The following is a 17123-nucleotide window of genomic DNA, read 5'->3' on the forward strand; positions in this document are numbered from 1 at the left end:
TGCGCGCCATGCCTGGCGCACCATCAAAAAAGGCCATCCGTCGATGGCCTTTCGCTTTTCAAAAACGTACCGCTATGGCGTGACGATAATTTTCACCTGCGCCTTATCGCTCAGCAGTGCCTCAAAGCCCTCCTCGACGATATCCGCCAGCGGAATGCGTTGAGTGACCATATCCTCGGCGCGGAAGTAGCCACGCTGCATCAGTGCCATCACCGCCGGATACACATGGCGATAGGCAATAATGCCTTTCATGGTGCGCTCTTTAATCACCAGGTCGTTGGGGTGAAAACTAGCCTCTCCCTCCCAAATACTCACCACCACCACTTCGCCCCCTTCGTGGGTGCTATGCAGCGCTTGATTGAGCACGGCGGGAATGCCGGTCACTTCGAAGGCCACATCCACCCCGCCGCCGCTCAAGGCGTGCAGCTTTTCCACCGCGTCTTCTTGCTGTGGGTCGACAACGGTGGCTCCCAGCGCTTCGGCTTTGGCCTTACGAGATGGCGCAACTTCCACCGCATAAATCTGTGCAGCCCCGGCGGTTTTAAGCGCTTCGATGGTCATTAAGCCAATCGGCCCAGCACCAAACACCACGGCACTATCACCCGCTTTGAGGCTGCTCTGGCGCACCGCATGCAGCGCAACCGCCGCAGGCTCGACCAGCGCCCCCTGTTCAAAGCTGAGGTCATCCGGCAGTTTGTGCACCATGTGTTCACCCATCACGGTGAACTCCGAAAATCCGCCGCCTCCGCCGGAGAGGCCGTGAAAGCCGAGCAGCGGCGTCAGGTTGTAGCGCTCCATCTGGTAAGCGCCATCCTTGTTAGGCGAAAGGATCGGCTCAATGGCCACACGGTCGCCTACCTTCACCCGCGTCACTTTCTCGCCGACCTCCACCACTTCGCCCGCAAACTCATGGCCCATAATGATCGGTGCCTGTTCGCCGCTAATGGGGTGCGGTTTGCCTACCGGAATAAAAATCGGCCCGGCGGCATATTCGTGTAAATCGCTGCCGCAAATACCGCAGGCGGCGACTTTCACTTTCACCGCATGAGGGTCGTTGATGGTGGGCACCGGCACGTGCTCAACGCGCAGATCTTTAGCGGCATACCATACCGCGGCCTGCATCTGTTGCTGATTCGTTGACTGACTCATGGGTTTCCCTTCCTGTGTTTATGCCACGTGGTGAACCGGCTGCAGGCCATAGACAGGCGTTTCTAGCCCTTCCATACGAGCCTTTAACTGCAGCGCCAAATAGTGGGAGTAGTGCCGAGACTGGTGCAGGTTGCCACCATGGAACCACAGCGCTTCCTGCTGGGTAGGCTTCCACATATTGCGCAGCTCGCCCTCCCAAGGGCCGGGGTCTTTGGTGGTATCGGAGCCTAAGCCCCAGCACTTGCCTACCTTATCGGCCACTTCCTGGGAGATAAGCCGCGCCGCCCAGCCGTTCATCGAGCCATAGCCGGTGGCATACACAATGAGGTCTGCCGGTAGCTCGCTACCATCGGTCAAGGTAATGGAGTGGGGATTAATACGCTCAATACCGACACCGCTGCGCAGCTTGATATCGCCATTGGCGACCAGATCGCAGGCCCCCACCTCGATGTAGTAACCCGAGCCACGGCGCAGGTACTTCAAAAACAGGCCAGACTCATCGTCACCGAAATCGAGCATAAATCCCGCGTCTTCCAGCCGTTGGTAAAACTCAGCATCGCGCTGCTTAATCGCCTCAAACGCCGGACGTTGGAAGTCAGGCAGCACTTTGTAAGGAATGGAAGCAAAGATCAGATCGGCCTTTTCATGGGTAAGCCCGCCTGCCACCGCCTCTTCGGAGTAGAGCGGCCCCAGCACTTCTTCCATCAATGAATCCGATTTAACGATATGGGTCGAGGAGCGCTGGAGCATGGTGACATCGGCATCGTGCTCCCAGAGCGCGGCGGCAATATCGTGGGCCGAATTATTCGAACCAATAATCACGCACTTTTTGCCCGCGTAAGCATCCGGCCCTGGGTGCTGGCTGGAGTGCTGCTGCTCGCCCTCGAAGCTCTCCGCGCCTGCAAACTTGGGCACGTTGGGCATACCGGACATCCCGGTAGCCATCACCAGCTGCTTCGGGCGCAGCGTGATCTCTTCGCCGTTGCGCTTCACGTTTACGATCCACTCGCCTGCGGCTTCATCGAAGCGTGCATTGTCGCAGGTCGTGGAACTCCAATAATTGAGCTCCATCACCTTTGTGTACATTTCCAGCCAGTCGCCCACTTTGTCTTTCGGGGCAAACACCGGCCAGTTCTCCGGGAAGGGAATATAAGGCAGGTGGTCGTACCATACCGGGTCGTGCAGGCAGAGGGATTTATAGCGCTTGCGCCAGGAGTCCCCCGCACGCTCGTTGCGCTCAATGATGATGGTGGGCACGCCCATTTGCTTTAGCCGCGCCCCCAGGCCAATACCGCCTTGGCCACCGCCTATCACCACACAGTAAGGCTGCTTTGTGTAACCAAGCTCGGCTTCCTCGCGTTCGCGGGCTTCCAGCCAAGTTTCACGCTGTTTATTGGCCCCATGCTCGGCCCCTTTGGGGCGGTGTTGGTTGCGGGGTTCAGGAAAATCATCCAGCGCCTGCATGGTGGTCAGCAGCGTCCAGCACTTGCCGTTTTTCAAACGTAGGTAGCCTTTTCCGCTGGCAATGGCCGTTTTGAAAGTGAACCACGCCTCGACGGTATCGCCGTTTTTGCTGGCCTCCCCGTCAAGCTGCCACTGGGTGGGCTGGGTATTGGCCAGCGTGGCATCGAGCATGGCCTGGATATCCTCCTTGCCTTCGCAGGTTTTTAGATTCCAGGTAAACGCTAGAAAATCGCGCCAGTAGCATTCGTCGTTGAATAGCGTCAGCACGCGCTGAATATCGCGGGCCTGCAGCGCTTCATCAAAATCATGAAGCCATGCGTTGACGGTGCTGGTAGCGCTGGATGGGGTACTTATCTCTGTGTGAGTCATCGCGGGTACTCCAAGGTCGTTGTTATTGTTGAACTGTCGATAAGACACTCAACCCTAAGCACCCGCCGTGCCAAATGCGCCAAATAGGAAATAAGTTATTGAAAAATAAAATTAATTTAGCATCCACACACCGCTATAAAACAGCGCAAGCCGCGTACACCTGTCGCGCCCTGTGTACGGCTAACGTTACAGGTGTAACGCACGACTAACGGCGTAATACACCCTCGTTGACACCCACTACAAAGCGCATAGGCTGGAAGTACAACAATAATCGTGTGTGGATTCGCCATGCCAACACCATCACTACCACCGACACGCTTGGCCTCCGTGCAGCGCCAGCATATCGAGCACATCTTCCAGCTCGGTGAAGGGCTGGATGCGCCGCAGCTTCCGGCGCAGGCCACCATCCGCCGCTCCTGGCTGCGCTGCCTCAATGAGTACCAACTCGACCCCACGCAGCCACGCCCTGCCCGGGTGGTTCCTCAGCAAACCTTGATCGAGCACCGGGAATCCGTCGATGAGCTGCTGCACGTTGCCCGCGCCGGGGTCGATCAGCTCTATGAACAAATCGCCCAGCTCGGCTACGTGCTGCTACTCACCGACCATCGCGGCATTACCGTCGAGTTTCGCGGCAACCACAAACAAGACCAGCAGCTACGCAAAGCGGGCCTCTATTTAGGTGCCGACTGGGACGAGCGCTTCGCGGGCACTTGTGCCGTAGGCACCTGCCTACACGATCGCCAAGCGATCATTTGCCACCGCCAGGAGCACTTCGACGCCACGCATATCTCGCTCACCTGCACCGCCGCCCCCATCGCCGACCCGCAGGGCAACGTGATGGCCGTGCTGGATATCTCTGCGCTGCAATCGCCCACTCAGCATGAGAGCCAGAACTTCAGCCTCTCGCTGGTGACGCTCTACGCCCGCATGATCGAAGACGCCTACTTTTTGCAGCGCTACCGCGACTGCCTAATGGTGCGCTTAGATACCTCGCGGGAGTTTGTGCACGTGAACGGGCGTGGGCTTATCGCGATAGAAGAAAACGGCCAAGTGATTGCCGCCAATGCTGTCGGCCGCGAACTTATCAGTGCGCACCAACAGCGCTGGCCGCCGTGGTCTGCCCAACACACACCGATGCTTAGCGAACTGCTTGAGTGCGAGATTGCCGATGTGCTGAGCATCAACAGCGCGACCAACGACCAGCTACGGGCGTTTCGCGCCCGCGCCAGCAACGCCATCTACTTTATTAGCCTGCTGGAGCCGCGCAGGCCGCGCATCGCACCACTCGGTAAGCCCGCCTCCTCGCTGCCAACAGCGCTAGAACGGTTGGGGGCCGACGACCCCGCCATACGCAAAGTGCAAAAGCTGGCTGAACGGCTGCGTAACGAAGCCAGTGTCAACGTGCTGATCAGCGGCGAAACCGGCACCGGCAAAGAAGTGGTTGCCCGTGCGCTGCACGACAGCGGCAACCGCGCCAAAGGCCCTTTTGTGGCGGTGAAATGTGCAGCGATTTCCGAAGCGCTGATTGAGAGCGAACTGTTCGGCTATGAACCTGGCGCGTTTACCGGCGGGCGGACAAAAGGCATGCGCGGGCTGATCCCCCAGGCCCACGGCGGCACGCTGTTTTTAGATGAGATCGGCGATATGCCGCTGCCATTACAAACCCGCCTGCTGCGGGTCCTGGCCGAGCGGGAAGTGATGCCGCTAGGGGCAAACAAACCGGAAAAAGTCGATATCGGGGTGATCACCGCTACCCACCGCCACATCGATACCATGATTGCGCAGGGCGAGTTTCGTGAAGACCTCTACTACCGCCTGAACGGTGCCCAACTGCGCTTACCACCGCTGCGCGAACGCGCCGACAAGCTCTACGTGATTCGCCAAGTATTCAGCGATGTGGTGAGAGAACGCGGCGGAAGCTCCGCCCCTCGGCTGCGTGCCGACGCCATCAGCGCACTACTCGCCTACGCCTGGCCCGGCAATATTCGTCAGCTAAAAAACGCCCTGGCATTTGCACTCGCCACCGCCGAGAGCGATGAAATCACCGTTTACGACCTGCCTGAACAGTGCCTAAGCCAACGCATTACTCGTACACCTGCGATAACCGCGCCTGAAAGCCAGGCCACTGATTGCCACCTTGTGACACGACTGCAGCAACACCACTGGAACATTAGCGCCGTGGCACGCGAGCTGGGGGTTTCACGGCCAACGGTGTATCGGCAAATGCAGCGCCAAGGCATCGTGCCGCCGAATAAGGCCTGACAGCGGACGGCGCTTGGCCTGGGCGGCCAGCCTCACGTACACTTGTTTGAATCTAATATTCACCACGCTTCCAATAAGCCGAGGCCCACTATGGCGTTTGACTCCACTTCTTCGTATATCGCAACCAATGCGCTTAAACAGGCGGTGAATGCTGCCGTGGTGCTTGAGCGCCCGCTGCTGATTAAAGGCGAGCCAGGCACCGGCAAGACGCTACTGGCGGAAGAGCTGGCAGAATCCCTCGGCACCAAGCTGATCACTTGGCACATCAAATCCAGCACCAAAGCCGCTCAAGGGCTGTATGAGTACGATGCGGTGAGCCGCCTGCGGGATTCACAGCTAGGCGTAGAAGGTGTTGAAACGTCGCTAACTACATCAAGCCCGGCAAACTGTGGGAAGCCTTTACCGCCGATGAGCGGGTGGTACTGCTGATCGATGAAATCGACAAGGCGGATATCGAATTCCCCAACGACCTGCTCCAAGAGCTGGACCGTATGGAGTTTCACGTCTACGAAACCGGTGAAACCATCCGCGCCGAGAAGCGCCCGATCATCGTCATCACCTCCAACAATGAAAAAGAGCTGCCGGATGCCTTTCTGCGCCGCTGCTTTTTCCACTACATCGAATTCCCCGACCGCGAGACCATGCAGGCGATTGTTGATGTTCACTTCCCGAACATTGCCCCAAAACTGGTCAGCGAAGCATTGGAGGTTTTCTTTGACCTGCGCAGCGCTCCAGGGCTGAAGAAAAAGCCTTCAACGTCTGAGCTGGTCGACTGGCTTAAGCTGCTGATGGCCGACGAGCTGGCGCAAGAAGCGCTCTACCATCGCGACCCCGCCAAAGCGCTGCCGCCCATGGCCGGTGCGCTGGTCAAAAACGAGCAGGATACCCACCTGCTTGAACGCCTGGCCTTTATGATGCGTCGCCAGAAGAACAGCGGGCGCTAAGCCATGTTTATCGGCTTATTTGAAACCCTCAAGCGCGCGGGCGTACCTGTTTCACTGCGGGAGCTGCTAGATCTTCATGCCGTGGTCGAGCGGGGCGTGGGGTTTGCCGATATGGAGGCGTTTTATCAGGTGGCGCGTACGGTGATGGTCAAAGATGAGCGCCACTTTGACCGCTTCGATCGCGCCTTTGCCGCTTGGTTTAAGGGCCTTGAGGACATGGACGCCGCCATCGAAGCGCTGATTCCCGATGAGTGGCTGCGCCGCGAGTTCGAAAAACAGCTCACCGATGAAGAGAAGGCCAAGATCGAGTCTCTCGGTGGCTTAGAGGAACTCATCGAGACCTTTAAGAAACGCCTGGAGGAGCAGAAAGAGCGCCACGCGGGCGGCAATAAGTGGATTGGTACCGGCGGCACCAGCCGGTTGGGGGCTTACGGCTACAACCCAGAAGGCATTCGCATCGGGCAGGATGGCTCCCGCCACCGCCGCGCTACCCAGGGGTGGGATGAGCGGCGCTTTCGGGATTACGATGCCTCGCTGGAGCTGGGCCCCCGAAATATCAAAATGGCCCTGCGGCGACTGCGCAAATTCGCCCGCCAAGGGGCGTTAGAAGAGTTCGACGTGGATAGCACCCTCCGTGAAACCGCCAAGGATGCCGGGCTACTCAACGTGCAGATGCGCCCAGAGCGCCACAACGCGGTGAAGGTGCTGCTGTTTCTGGACGTGGGTGGTTCGATGGATGACCACATTCGCGTCTGTGAAGAGCTATTCTCGGCGGCCCGCTCTGAGTTTAAGCACCTAGAGCATTTCTATTTCCATAACTGCTTGTATGAAGGCGTGTGGAGAAACAACCAGCGCCGTGGCAACGAACGCATCCCTACCATGGATGTGCTGCACACCTACGGCGCCGATTACCAAGTGGTGATCGTAGGCGACGCCGCCATGTCGCCTTACGAGGTCACGCATCGCGGCGGCAGCGTCGAGCACTTTAACGACGAAGCCGGCGGTGTGTGGCTAAAACGCTTGGCCGAAAAATTCCCCCGCTTGGCTTGGCTAAACCCGATGCCTCCCAGGGCGTGGGAGTACACCTACTCCACCCAGTTGATCCGCGAACTCATCGACGAGCGTATGTACCCGATGACGCTGGAAGGGCTGGAAACCGCTATGCGCGAATTGGCGAAGTAGCGTTTGCCCACCCAACGCCGTTGCTTGGGTGGGGTATTCCGAACCTTCGACAAACGATAGCGTTTTACTCCCTGTTCACGTGCCCTAGCCACGCTGTTGAGAGCATGACAGCAGCGCGCAAGCTGGTCGCGAATAATGGAACGTCGCGTTGCCTTAAAGCGTCGCAGGCACGTTATTGATCCCGGTTAAAAATGCCTCTTTAGCCTGAGCGAACGCAGCCGCATCGTGTTTAAAGCGACGCAAAATCAGCGCTTCATCCAGTGCTAACGTGGGCGATAGCGCCTCAAGGCTTTTGGCAGGATGGCGCGCCGACAGCCCAATATGCTGGCCATTATCCGCTGCTAACCAGCGTTTAAAGCCGCACTGCTGATAGAACGTTTTCTCTTTTTCATTCTGAACATCAATGCGCAGCGGTGCTTTGAGGCTTAGCTCACTGAGTAAACGCGCTTTAGCGCCCTCTGCAAACTCACAGGCATGGGTCACGGTCATGCCCTGGCCCGCTTCATCAAGCACTAGCAGGGCTAGCGCCAGCGGCTTGCCCGCACCGTCCACACCTGCCAAAAGGCGTGCGCCTTCTTGGGCAAACAGCACATTTTTAGTACCGGTAAACACCACCAGCGGCGTTAGGCCTGCCTGCTGGCCACACACCTCAGCACATATCTGGGCCAAACACGCATCACGCGGCTCACTCTGACTTACATGGACTACCTTATAACGCTCTCTCGTTGCGTTCGTTCACCCCGCCACTTCCCTACGTTACAACAAGCGCTGGCGAGCTATAAAAGCCCGCCAGCGTAGAGCAAAGCGCGTGACGACACCAGTTTAACTGGGAGATTTCGCCATTGAACGGGAGGCGACAAGCTGCGTTGTCAGTACGATACTTCCTAACCCAATACCCAATAAATCCGTCATCCAGCCACCGGCGATCATCGCCAGCGCTGCTAATAGAAGAATCAGGCGCTGCAAAACATTCGCGCGTCCGCTCATAAAGTAGCCTTGTACCGCCGCCGCCAGCAGGTAAATCCCAATGCTCGCCGTGATCACTACCCGAAGGATTTCCCACCAGTGACCATCCATCAACAACGCAGGGCTGTAGAAGAACATAAATGGAACAATAAACGCAGATAGCCCGAACTTAAACGACGTCATGGCAGTTTTGAGAGGATCCGTATTGGCAATGGCAGAGGCTGCATAGCCTGCCAAGGCCACTGGCGGGGTAATCGGAGAGAGCACGGCATAATAAAAAACAAAGAAATGGGCCACTATCGGCGGAATACCAATTTGCTGCAATCCGGGCGCTACCACGGAAGCCGCGACGGCATAGGCGGCTGTCGTAGGCATGCCCATTCCCAGAAAAATAGAAATACACATGGCGAAAAAGAGCGCTAGGAAGTGGCTGGCATCGGCAATGCCTAGCAGCATTGAAGCAAACCGCGCGCCAACGCCCGTTAATGAGATCACCCCCACAATAATCCCCGCACAGGCACATACGGCAATCAATGGAACCGCCATACGGGCACCCAAGGAAAGCGCATTAAGCAAGGCTTTAGGTCCCATCCAGTGAGGAGTGAACCAGGAAACCACCGCTGCACTGATCATGGCCAACGTGCCCGCACGAATGACGGAGTAGCCCATAAATAGCGTGCCAACCAGAATGATGATGGGTAAAAACAGGTAGACCTGCTTCACCATATCTTTAAATACGGGCAGTTGGTCTTTTGCCAAGCCCTGCATGCCATCTCGACGGGGCTCCAGATCCACCATCAAATAAATAGATAGAAAATAGAGCCCGGCAGGGATTAAAGCGGCAATGGCGATATCAGTATAAGGAATACCTGTAATCTCAGCCATAATAAAGGCACCAGCGCCCATAATGGGCGGTACGATTTGTCCGCCCGTAGACGCGGCCGCCTCAATCCCTCCAGCACTGCGCGGGTGGTCCCTACTCGCTTCATAAGTGGAATAGTCAATGAACCGGTCGCCACCACGTTCCCCGCAGACGTTCCGTTAATCATTCCCATTAACCCAGAGGCGAAAACAGCCACTTTGGCAGGGCCGCCACGAGACCGTCCCGCTGCAGCAAAGGCAAAATTGACAAAGTAGTCACCCACTTTGGACGCTTGTAAAAATGCGGCAAAGGTAATGAATAGAATGATATACGTCGATGACACCGCCGTTGTCGGGCCAAGAATCCCATTGTCGGTATAGAGATAGGAGAAGAAGCGCGGTGCGCCATAGCCCTGATGCTCAAGAATGCCAGGCAGTAACGGTCCAGCAAACGCATACATCAAAAACACCCCGGTGATGACAATCAATGCTAGCCCTGCTACACGACGCGTTAACTCCATAATCAACGCAACACCAACAACGGACACAAGCAGTTCCGTTTGACCCACTAACGGCATACCTGCCACCATACGCCAGCGATCAATGACAAAGATTAAGAAAGTAGCGACCAAAATAGAAGCCACCATCAACATCCAATCAGCCCAGTGAATATGTTTATCATCACTGCGCCACGCCCAACTGCTGAGAAGTGCACCGGACGTCGCTATGACTAATGCCCAGCTAAGGTGATATAAGGGCGCGGTCACTGACGCAACTTCCTGCATATCTCGCAACCACCAGGCATATACCATGCATAGCGCTGCGTAACCAAGAGCAGTACCACTGACAACTAACGCTAGCCACTCAGTGGCTGAACGTCGAGGAACCTGGGTGTCACGTTCAAGCGTCGCGGCGGCGGTTAAAGCAAACCCCACTACCAAGCCCCCAGCAACGTGAAATATCCGAAATGTCCACGTCTCGATGGGCGAGACATTCAAGGCATATAGGTGCAGTGAGGTAACCAAAACACACGCAAGGAAAATAATGCTGCCGGTCATCCCGGACAGCAGCCGTTCGTTATGGGCAACGGGCACATCCGACACACTATCGGTGCGGATGATGGGCTGCACTTCTGGAGTATTGTTACTCATGCTGTCCTACCTTCTAGGCCGACTGAGCCTGGGGATGAAGGCGTGCGGGTTATACCCGCACGCAATATGCCGTGTTAATTAACCTTTCAATTCTTCGTCAATCTCTACGCCATTCTCTTCAAACCAACGGACAGCTCCTGGGTGCCAGGGAATAAAAGCGTTGTGCTCAGCGTTTTCGGGAAGCGTTTCTACGGCCGCTCCATGCACCTGCATCATACGGTCGTTATTCTCCATGACAGCCTTCGTCACTTCATACACCAGCGAATCAGGCATATCTTTATGCGTAATGGCAACGTTCCACAGCGATACCGCAGAGGTATCCTCTTCTAAGCTGCTATAAATAGAGGCAGGTATCACGGAAGCAGATAGCTCAGGGAATTGCTCTGCAAACACGGCGATTTCATCGGGGGAAAACGAGAAAATATTGACATCAGCCTGGGCTTCTAGCTGACTAAATGCAGACACCGGCATGCCAGAAGCAAAGGCAAACGCATCTAGCAATCCATCCTGTACCTGCCCCGCCTGATCGGCTGCTCCGGCATTACGTGTCTCGACGTCCAAACCTAGTGCATCGAACAGCTGGGGATAATACAGATCTCCGGTTCCGCCAGCAGGGCCAATCCCCACCGTTTTACCATCTAAATCAGCGATGGACTCAATCCCGGAGCTTTCCAGAGCAATGACCTGTAAAGCTGTCTGGTACATCGGAAATACTGCACGAATGTCAGTGTGCTCGACACCTGGAGCCAGGGCACTTTCACCAACCCAAGCTTGGTAAGCACGCCCCATGGTCACCATCCCGAACTCGTGTTCACCCATTTGCACTAGCGTGACGTTTTGGACTGGCCCACCGGTAACCTCTGCTCCGAAATTGGCGCCAGTAGCTTCGCTGGCTATATTTCCCCAACCCGAGCCATAGATGTAATAGGTCGCGCCTTGGCTATCGGTACCAATAGTGAGACTATTCGGCCAGTCGCTACGGTCATCGGCGAGGGTGCTGCCCGCAACGGCGGTGAATAATGCACTTGTAAAAAGTGTTGTGAACGTTTTCATAGGAATACTCCATCAATATTGTTGTTGTCACTGTTGCTATGAATGCTGCGTTCGTTAAATAGAGAAGAATCAAGCCATCATGAGTTAGCGTGAGAAAACACCTCCTTGGGTAGGTTGCTTAAGTGATTCACCTTCATTAAGCGCGCCAACGATTCACAGCGATCTTCAATCAGCTGGGCGCTCTGGGCGATGGCATCGGCAAGTAAGACAGGGCCGTCTACCAGTGAAAACGCAGCGGTGACACCCATTTGATAGGCGTTCTGCCAGCCAGTACCCAAACCGCCTGCCAGCACCACAACGGGCACGCCCTGAATAGCCGCTGCTTTAGAGACGCCGATAGGCGTTTTCCCTGCAAGGCTCTGCCCGTCTAACTGCCCTTCTCCCGTCACCACCCAATCGCACTCGTTTAAAAGGAGAGCAAATTGGCTGTGCTTCATCACAAGCTCGATACCGGGCGTTAGCTCAGCATTCAGCGCAACCTCGGCGACAAAGCCCATTCCCCCGGCCGCGCCCGCACCAGGAAAATCGACCAATGGTTTATCCAGCGCCAGACAAAGACACCGTGCAAAGTTCGCTAATGCGAGATCCAACCTTGTGACCGAGCCTGCCGCGACTCCTTTTTGTGGCCCAAAGATTGCGGTGGCCCCGTCTTGACCGAGCAAAGGGTTACTAACATCCACAGCCGCAGTAAATGACACGCTGGCAAGCCTGGGGTCTAGCGCATCCAGCGCCACGCGCTGAACCCTTTCAAGTGCGGCGGCTCCCAAAGGTAGGCAGTGGCCCTCTGCATCCAGAAGCTGTGCGCCTAGGGCCGTCAACATGCCTGCACCGGCGTCGTTGGTAGCGCTTCCTCCTAACGTCAGCACAATATGCTGGACCTGTTTATCCAGCGTTGCGCGGATAAGCTGGCCAACGCCAAAGGTGCTAGCACACTCCACAGCACCTGGCTTGCTCGCCATATCAGCGCATAACCCACTTGCCTGCGCCAGTTCAATAAATGCCGTCGCATTCTGCTCATCCCACCCCCAAGCCGCCTGATGCTCACGACCATATGCATCAATTACAGAAAGCGTTTGCCGCGTGGCATGACCGCTGACTAACAGAACATCCAATGTCCCTTCTCCGCCATCAGCAAGCGGGCATTGAGTAATCTGAGCATCAGGGCAGCCGCGCTTGAAACCACGCGCCATGGCTGCAGCGGCTTCAGTCGCGCTAAGCGATCCTTTATAGCTATCTGGCGCTATCAAGATGTTCATTACGATTGCTTACGCCTGGCTTTCAATATCAGAACAAATAGCGAGAGTGACATCGTGGGTAGTAGCCGTACCTCCAAGATCCTTGGTCTGTAATCCTGAAGCCGTTAGACGCTCAATGGCTGCCATAAGACGCTCAGCGGCTAACTGTTCGCCCAGATGCTCCAGCATCATGACAGCGGTCCAGAAAGAACCTACAGGGTTAGCTATGCCCTGCCCCGCAATGTCAAAGGCAGAACCGTGGATGGGCTCAAACATCGAGGGGAACTGACGTTCTGGATTAAGGTTTGCAGTGGGCGCAATCCACAGGCTGCCTGAAAGTGCAGCGGCTAAATCAGAAAGAATATCGGCGTGCAAATTAGTCGCCACCACCACGTCTAGCGTGTCGGGCTTCAACACCATGCGCGTGGTCACCGCATCTACCAACTCGCGGTCAATAGAAACATCGGGATACTCTTTAGCGACTTCAAAGAAAACCTCATCCCACAGCACCATACCGTGGCGTTGAGCATTAGATTTAGTAACCAGAGTAAGCTGTTTACGGGGCCGACTTTGGGCCATCTCGAAGGCAAAACGGTGGATACGCTCAATACCTTTGCGAGAGAAAATCGACACTTCTGTCGCTACTTCATCCGGTAGCCCACGGTGAACGCGACCACCATTACCTGAGTACTCACCCTCGCTGTTTTCACGAATAATCACCCAGTCAATCTTGTCAGCATGCTGTAACCGGCTGTTGACTCCCGGTAATACACGCGCAGGACGAACATTGGCGTATTGGTCAAAACCCTGACAAATAGCTAACCGCAGCTCCCAAAGTGAAATATGGTCGGGTACTTGCTGGCTGCCCACTGCACCAAAGTAAATGGCATCAAACGTCGCTAATTTTTCTAGGCCGCCCTCGGGAATATACTGGCCTTGATCCAGATAGCGCTGGGAACTCCAGTCAAACTCTTCGAAATTAAAGGCGAAGTCACCGCTTTTCTTCGCCAACGCTTCAAGCACTTTTTTACCAGCGCCAATCACTTCTGTACCGATACCATCACCAGGGATGACTGCCACGTTATGTGTACGCATTGGATGCTCCTGCTTGTTAAGGGCTTATTGCTAGGGACTGAACGCATCCTAGGTGACATCATAAGAATTCGGCAATAAACTCAGAGTTAATTTAGATATAACCTAAGAGTTAATAATGAGCAGCGTATCTGAACTCGATTTTTTTATTTTACTTTGCGCGGAAGGCAGTATTTCAAACGCTGCGAAAGCGCTGGATATTTCTTCGGCGGCGGCTAGCAAACGACTAGCTCAAATTGAAAAAAACATGGGTTGTCAGCTAGTTATTCGATCTACAAGAGCTATGAGCCTCACTAGCAGCGGGCAGCTATATCTTGAATATGCACAGAAAATTAGCCGTGAAATGGAGACGATGCGACGTGCGATCCGCCAGCAGAGCACTGGCGCAGAAGGGACCATACGGATTAATGCACCGTTTGGATTTGGACGAAAGTATATGGCAGATGCCATCTCACAGTTTGTGCGTGACTATCCACAAATTGACTGCCAGCTCTATTTAACGGATCACCCGGTAAATCTCATTGAGCGCTCATTTGATGTGTGCATCCGTTTTGGCAACTTACCTGACTCCACGCTGCACGCCCGTAAATTGGTCACCCACCAACGGTGGCTATGTGCGGCTCCTCGCTATTTAAAAAAAGCGGGCACCCCTGAACATCCACGTGAGCTTGCTCAACATAACTGTTTATTTTTACGTCAAAACGATGACACCTATGGCAACTGGACGTTTATTAAAGAGAACGAGCATCACCACGTCAAAGTGGCTGGTTCGCTAAGCGCTAACGATGGTGAAACCGTTTTACACTGGACACTGCAAGGGATGGGCGTGACGGTTCGGGCAGAGTGGGATGTTGTGAAACATTTGAAAAGCGGCAAGCTGATTCGCTTACTGCCTGACTACGCTTTACCTAACGCTGATATTTATGCGGTTTATCCTTACAGCCAATACACGCCGATTCGAGTGCGGTTGCTCATTGATTTTTTAGCGGAGTATTTGCGCAAACCATTGGATTTTTAACTGTTACTCATTATTGAACGACTACAAAAGTAACGAGTCAGAAGCAATTAGGCCGCTTTATTTGAGCCTTAATGCCAAGGAGAGCACATGACACAGTTCATCAACGACCCTACCCTGCCAAAACCCAGTTTTCCGGGTAGTCACATGGTAGTTGACGATCACTATATTTTTATTTCTGGCCTGACAGTCGCCGACCTTTCCAACGGCAGCGCCTCCCGTGGCGATGTCAAAGAAGAAACCCGCTTAGTGATGCGCGAGCTGGAACGTATGTTGGTGCAAGAAGGTAGCAGCCTTGCGGACGTGGTTCGCGTGGATGTTCACCTAACTGACCTAAAACAGATCAATGCTCTAGACAGCATCTACGCCGAATTTTTTGAGCCAGGGCGCTACCCAGCGCGAACTTGTACTGAATCACCCCACATTTGCGGTGGCAGTACCGTGGAGATCACGCTGATGGCACAGCGCGTCAAGCAATAACGCTTCTTGTTTTGTTGCTATCACTTAAACACAAAAAGCCACATAGGTGGCTTTTTGTGAGTTCGTCTTTAGCTCGCGCCGTTTTACAGTCCCGCCAACATTCCTGTCGGATAGGTCAGCGTTAGCAGGTTGGCCATCCCCATCAGAAATAGCGTGACGCCCGCCGCCAGCCCCACGGCAGCTACTGGTTTCATCCGTGCCACCACCAGTAAGAACCCAGGCAAAATACCGCAGCGGCAAATAGGAAGCCCAGCACCATCACACTGCCTATTAATGCGAAGAAACCGGCGACCCAAATCAACTGCTGACTCAATGTCTGCGTTTGCCACTTCATCGGCTTGATGACCGTTCTGATAATTTCCATCACGCACGCCGCGACAATAATGGCAATCGCCAGCCTAGGCATAATGCCACCCAGCATGGAAAGATCCGCAAAGGCCCACCACGTGTACCCCGCCACTGCTAATAGGCTAACCAGCAACACGACATCGATCACGCCCAGTGCCAGCGGAGCCACTTCCTCCTGAAGCTCATGGGTCATGGGTTCATTTGCTTGGCGGCGCTTTTTCAAGTAGCTGCGTAGAGGCGGGAGTAGCAGTGATGCCGCAATCAGAGCACCAATGATCAGCACGCCAGGCCGCATAAAGGCCTCAGCCCCCTGAAACTGGGCAGCTTGATAGAAGTACGCTTCGGCACCGGGCGCGAGCACAAAACCAATCAAGAAGGCAGGACGAGACCAATTCGCCTGCTTGAACAGCACACCAATCGCGCCAATGATACCGAGTGCAAAGAGATCCCCCAGCGAGCGCGTTGCTTGGTAGGCCGCAAAGAGAATCAAGATGGTAATCAGCGGCGCTAAAATCACGAACGGCACTCGCGTTAAGCTAGCCACCGGGCGCGCTAAACCTAAACAGAGCGCAGCGCCTAAGATATTCGCCAAAGCTAACGACCAAATAATGGTGTACGTCAGGTCAAGGTTCGTCTCCAACATACTCACCCCAGGCTGAAGGCCCAGCAGTAGCAAACCACCTAAAACCACCGCCGCTGTACCAGACCCAGGAATACCAAACAGTAGCGTGGGCACCATCGCGCCGCAGGCACAGGCGTTGTTAGCCGACTCCGGCGCAATCACACCGCGAATATCGCCTTTACCGAATTGTGATTTATCCTTAGCGCTCTGCACCGCATGGCCGTAGGTGAGCCAATCCACCACGGAGCCCGCCAAGCCAGGAACCGTGCCCATCAAGCTGCCAATCCCCGCGCAGCGAGCTACCAGTCCAGGCCGCTTGGCCACATCCTTAACGCCCTCTTTCCAGCCTTTGCCCAATTGGCAGGACTGCTCGGCAATCGCGCCGCGTTTCACTAATAAATCAATGATTTCAGGCAGTGCAAAAATACCTAACCCCACCACCACTAACGGCAATCCATCGTAGAGGTAGTCAATTTCAAACGGCAGCCGGAACTCCCCGGTGGCGGGTGCCATACCAATGGTACCCACCAGTAAGCCAACGCCGCAGGCAGCAATGCCTTTAAAAACATCCTTACCAGACAGCACCGCCACCATGGAGAGCCCCAGCAGCGTCAACATAAACAGCTCTGAGGAAGAGAACGAGAGTACAACCGGCCGGGCAATCAGGATAAAGGCGGTCAGCACCAGAGCACCGATAAGCCCACCGATCATTGACGACAAAAACGCGCTAGACAGCGCTCGTGCCGCCTGCCCTTTTTTCGCCAGCGCAAAGCCGTCCACAACAGTGGCCTGGGAAGCGCTAGAGCCCGGGATGCCAAGCAGTACCGAGGCAAACGTATCGCCCGTGGGGATCACCGCCACTAGACCCATGAGCATGCCCAGTGCCACAGACGGCTCCATGCCATAGACCTGAATCCGTGAAGCCGGCGC

The 17123-nt window shown here is 55.2% G+C and carries 11 protein-coding genes and 2 pseudogenes; 5 read left to right on the forward strand and 8 right to left on the reverse strand.

The window, feature by feature from the left end:
• Positions 1-72: 72 nt before the first annotated feature.
• Positions 73-1149 carry a 2,3-butanediol dehydrogenase gene (locus tag B4967_RS02950; protein ID WP_279384641.1) on the reverse strand — a complete coding sequence of 359 codons (1077 nt, stop codon included), beginning with the start codon at positions 1147-1149 and terminating at the stop codon, positions 73-75.
• 18 nt (positions 1150-1167) lie between these two features.
• Positions 1168-2982, reverse strand: coding sequence for an NAD(P)/FAD-dependent oxidoreductase (locus B4967_RS02955; protein WP_083023453.1), 1815 nt, complete (start codon positions 2980-2982; stop codon positions 1168-1170).
• 288 nt (positions 2983-3270) lie between these two features.
• Between B4967_RS02955 and B4967_RS02960 the strand changes: the two genes are divergently transcribed.
• The 3 genes and pseudogenes from B4967_RS02960 (at position 3271) to B4967_RS02970 (ending at position 7370) form a co-directional block, all read left to right on the forward strand.
• A complete protein-coding gene (locus tag B4967_RS02960; RefSeq protein WP_083023455.1) occupies positions 3271-5244 on the forward strand; it encodes a sigma-54-dependent Fis family transcriptional regulator in 1974 nt (657 codons plus the stop codon).
• A gap of 90 nt (positions 5245-5334) precedes the next feature.
• A pseudogene (locus tag B4967_RS02965) lies at positions 5335-6188 on the forward strand (AAA family ATPase).
• A gap of 3 nt (positions 6189-6191) precedes the next feature.
• A complete protein-coding gene (locus tag B4967_RS02970) occupies positions 6192-7370 on the forward strand; it encodes a vWA domain-containing protein (protein ID WP_083023456.1) in 1179 nt (392 codons plus the stop codon).
• A 153-nt stretch (positions 7371-7523) separates the two neighbouring features.
• Here B4967_RS02970 and B4967_RS02975 read toward each other — a convergent pair whose 3' ends face one another.
• The 5 genes and pseudogenes from B4967_RS02975 to B4967_RS02995 form a co-directional block, all read right to left on the reverse strand.
• On the reverse strand, positions 7524-8039 hold the full coding sequence (locus B4967_RS02975; protein ID WP_083023458.1) for a hypothetical protein: 516 nt from the start codon (positions 8037-8039) through the stop codon (positions 7524-7526).
• Positions 8040-8192: 153 nt separating this feature from the next.
• Positions 8193-10348 (reverse strand): annotated as a pseudogene (locus B4967_RS02980) (TRAP transporter permease).
• A gap of 78 nt (positions 10349-10426) precedes the next feature.
• Positions 10427-11401, reverse strand: a complete 975-nt coding sequence (locus tag B4967_RS02985; RefSeq protein WP_083023459.1) for a TAXI family TRAP transporter solute-binding subunit — start codon at positions 11399-11401, stop codon at positions 10427-10429.
• Positions 11402-11478: 77 nt separating this feature from the next.
• The gene (locus B4967_RS02990; protein WP_083023461.1) at positions 11479-12657 is read right to left on the reverse strand and encodes a glycerate kinase; all 1179 of its coding nucleotides are present in this window, start codon (positions 12655-12657) and stop codon (positions 11479-11481) included.
• A gap of 9 nt (positions 12658-12666) precedes the next feature.
• Complete coding sequence (locus tag B4967_RS02995) at positions 12667-13731, reverse strand: tartrate dehydrogenase (RefSeq protein ID WP_083023463.1); 1065 nt, start codon at positions 13729-13731, stop codon at positions 12667-12669.
• Between the two features lie 115 nt (positions 13732-13846).
• On the opposite strand from B4967_RS02995, the gene B4967_RS03000 reads away from it, so the two are divergent.
• Both B4967_RS03000 and B4967_RS03005 read left to right on the forward strand, forming a co-directional pair.
• Positions 13847-14746 carry a LysR substrate-binding domain-containing protein gene (locus tag B4967_RS03000; RefSeq protein ID WP_083023465.1) on the forward strand — a complete coding sequence of 300 codons (900 nt, stop codon included), beginning with the start codon at positions 13847-13849 and terminating at the stop codon, positions 14744-14746.
• Positions 14747-14833: 87 nt separating this feature from the next.
• A complete protein-coding gene (locus tag B4967_RS03005) occupies positions 14834-15223 on the forward strand; it encodes a RidA family protein (RefSeq protein ID WP_083023468.1) in 390 nt (129 codons plus the stop codon).
• Positions 15224-15413: 190 nt separating this feature from the next.
• Here the strand turns inward: B4967_RS03005 and B4967_RS03010 are convergent.
• Positions 15414-17123: tripartite tricarboxylate transporter permease (locus tag B4967_RS03010; protein ID WP_340638677.1), on the reverse strand; the 1710-nt coding region annotated here is incomplete at its 5' end.

It is taken from the genome of Vreelandella lionensis, assembly GCF_002087295.1.
GTDB classification, from domain to species: Bacteria; Pseudomonadota; Gammaproteobacteria; order Pseudomonadales; family Halomonadaceae; genus Vreelandella; species Vreelandella lionensis.

What these genes read in the sequence shown, in the direction of transcription:
- B4967_RS02985 (WP_083023459.1), bottom strand. Translation starts at nt 11,401, where the DNA reads ATGAAAACGTTCACAACACTTTTTACAAGTGCATTATTCACCGCCGTT.
- B4967_RS03005 (WP_083023468.1), top strand. Translation starts at nt 14,834, where the DNA reads ATGACACAGTTCATCAACGACCCTACCCTGCCAAAACCCAGTTTTCCG.
- B4967_RS03000 (WP_083023465.1), top strand. Translation starts at nt 13,847, where the DNA reads ATGAGCAGCGTATCTGAACTCGATTTTTTTATTTTACTTTGCGCGGAA.
- B4967_RS02970 (WP_083023456.1), top strand. Translation starts at nt 6,192, where the DNA reads ATGTTTATCGGCTTATTTGAAACCCTCAAGCGCGCGGGCGTACCTGTT.
- B4967_RS02960 (WP_083023455.1), top strand. Translation starts at nt 3,271, where the DNA reads ATGCCAACACCATCACTACCACCGACACGCTTGGCCTCCGTGCAGCGC.
- B4967_RS02990 (WP_083023461.1), bottom strand. Translation starts at nt 12,657, where the DNA reads ATGAACATCTTGATAGCGCCAGATAGCTATAAAGGATCGCTTAGCGCG.
- B4967_RS02995 (WP_083023463.1), bottom strand. Translation starts at nt 13,731, where the DNA reads ATGCGTACACATAACGTGGCAGTCATCCCTGGTGATGGTATCGGTACA.
- B4967_RS02955 (WP_083023453.1), bottom strand. Translation starts at nt 2,982, where the DNA reads ATGACTCACACAGAGATAAGTACCCCATCCAGCGCTACCAGCACCGTC.
- B4967_RS02950 (WP_279384641.1), bottom strand. Translation starts at nt 1,149, where the DNA reads ATGAGTCAGTCAACGAATCAGCAACAGATGCAGGCCGCGGTATGGTAT.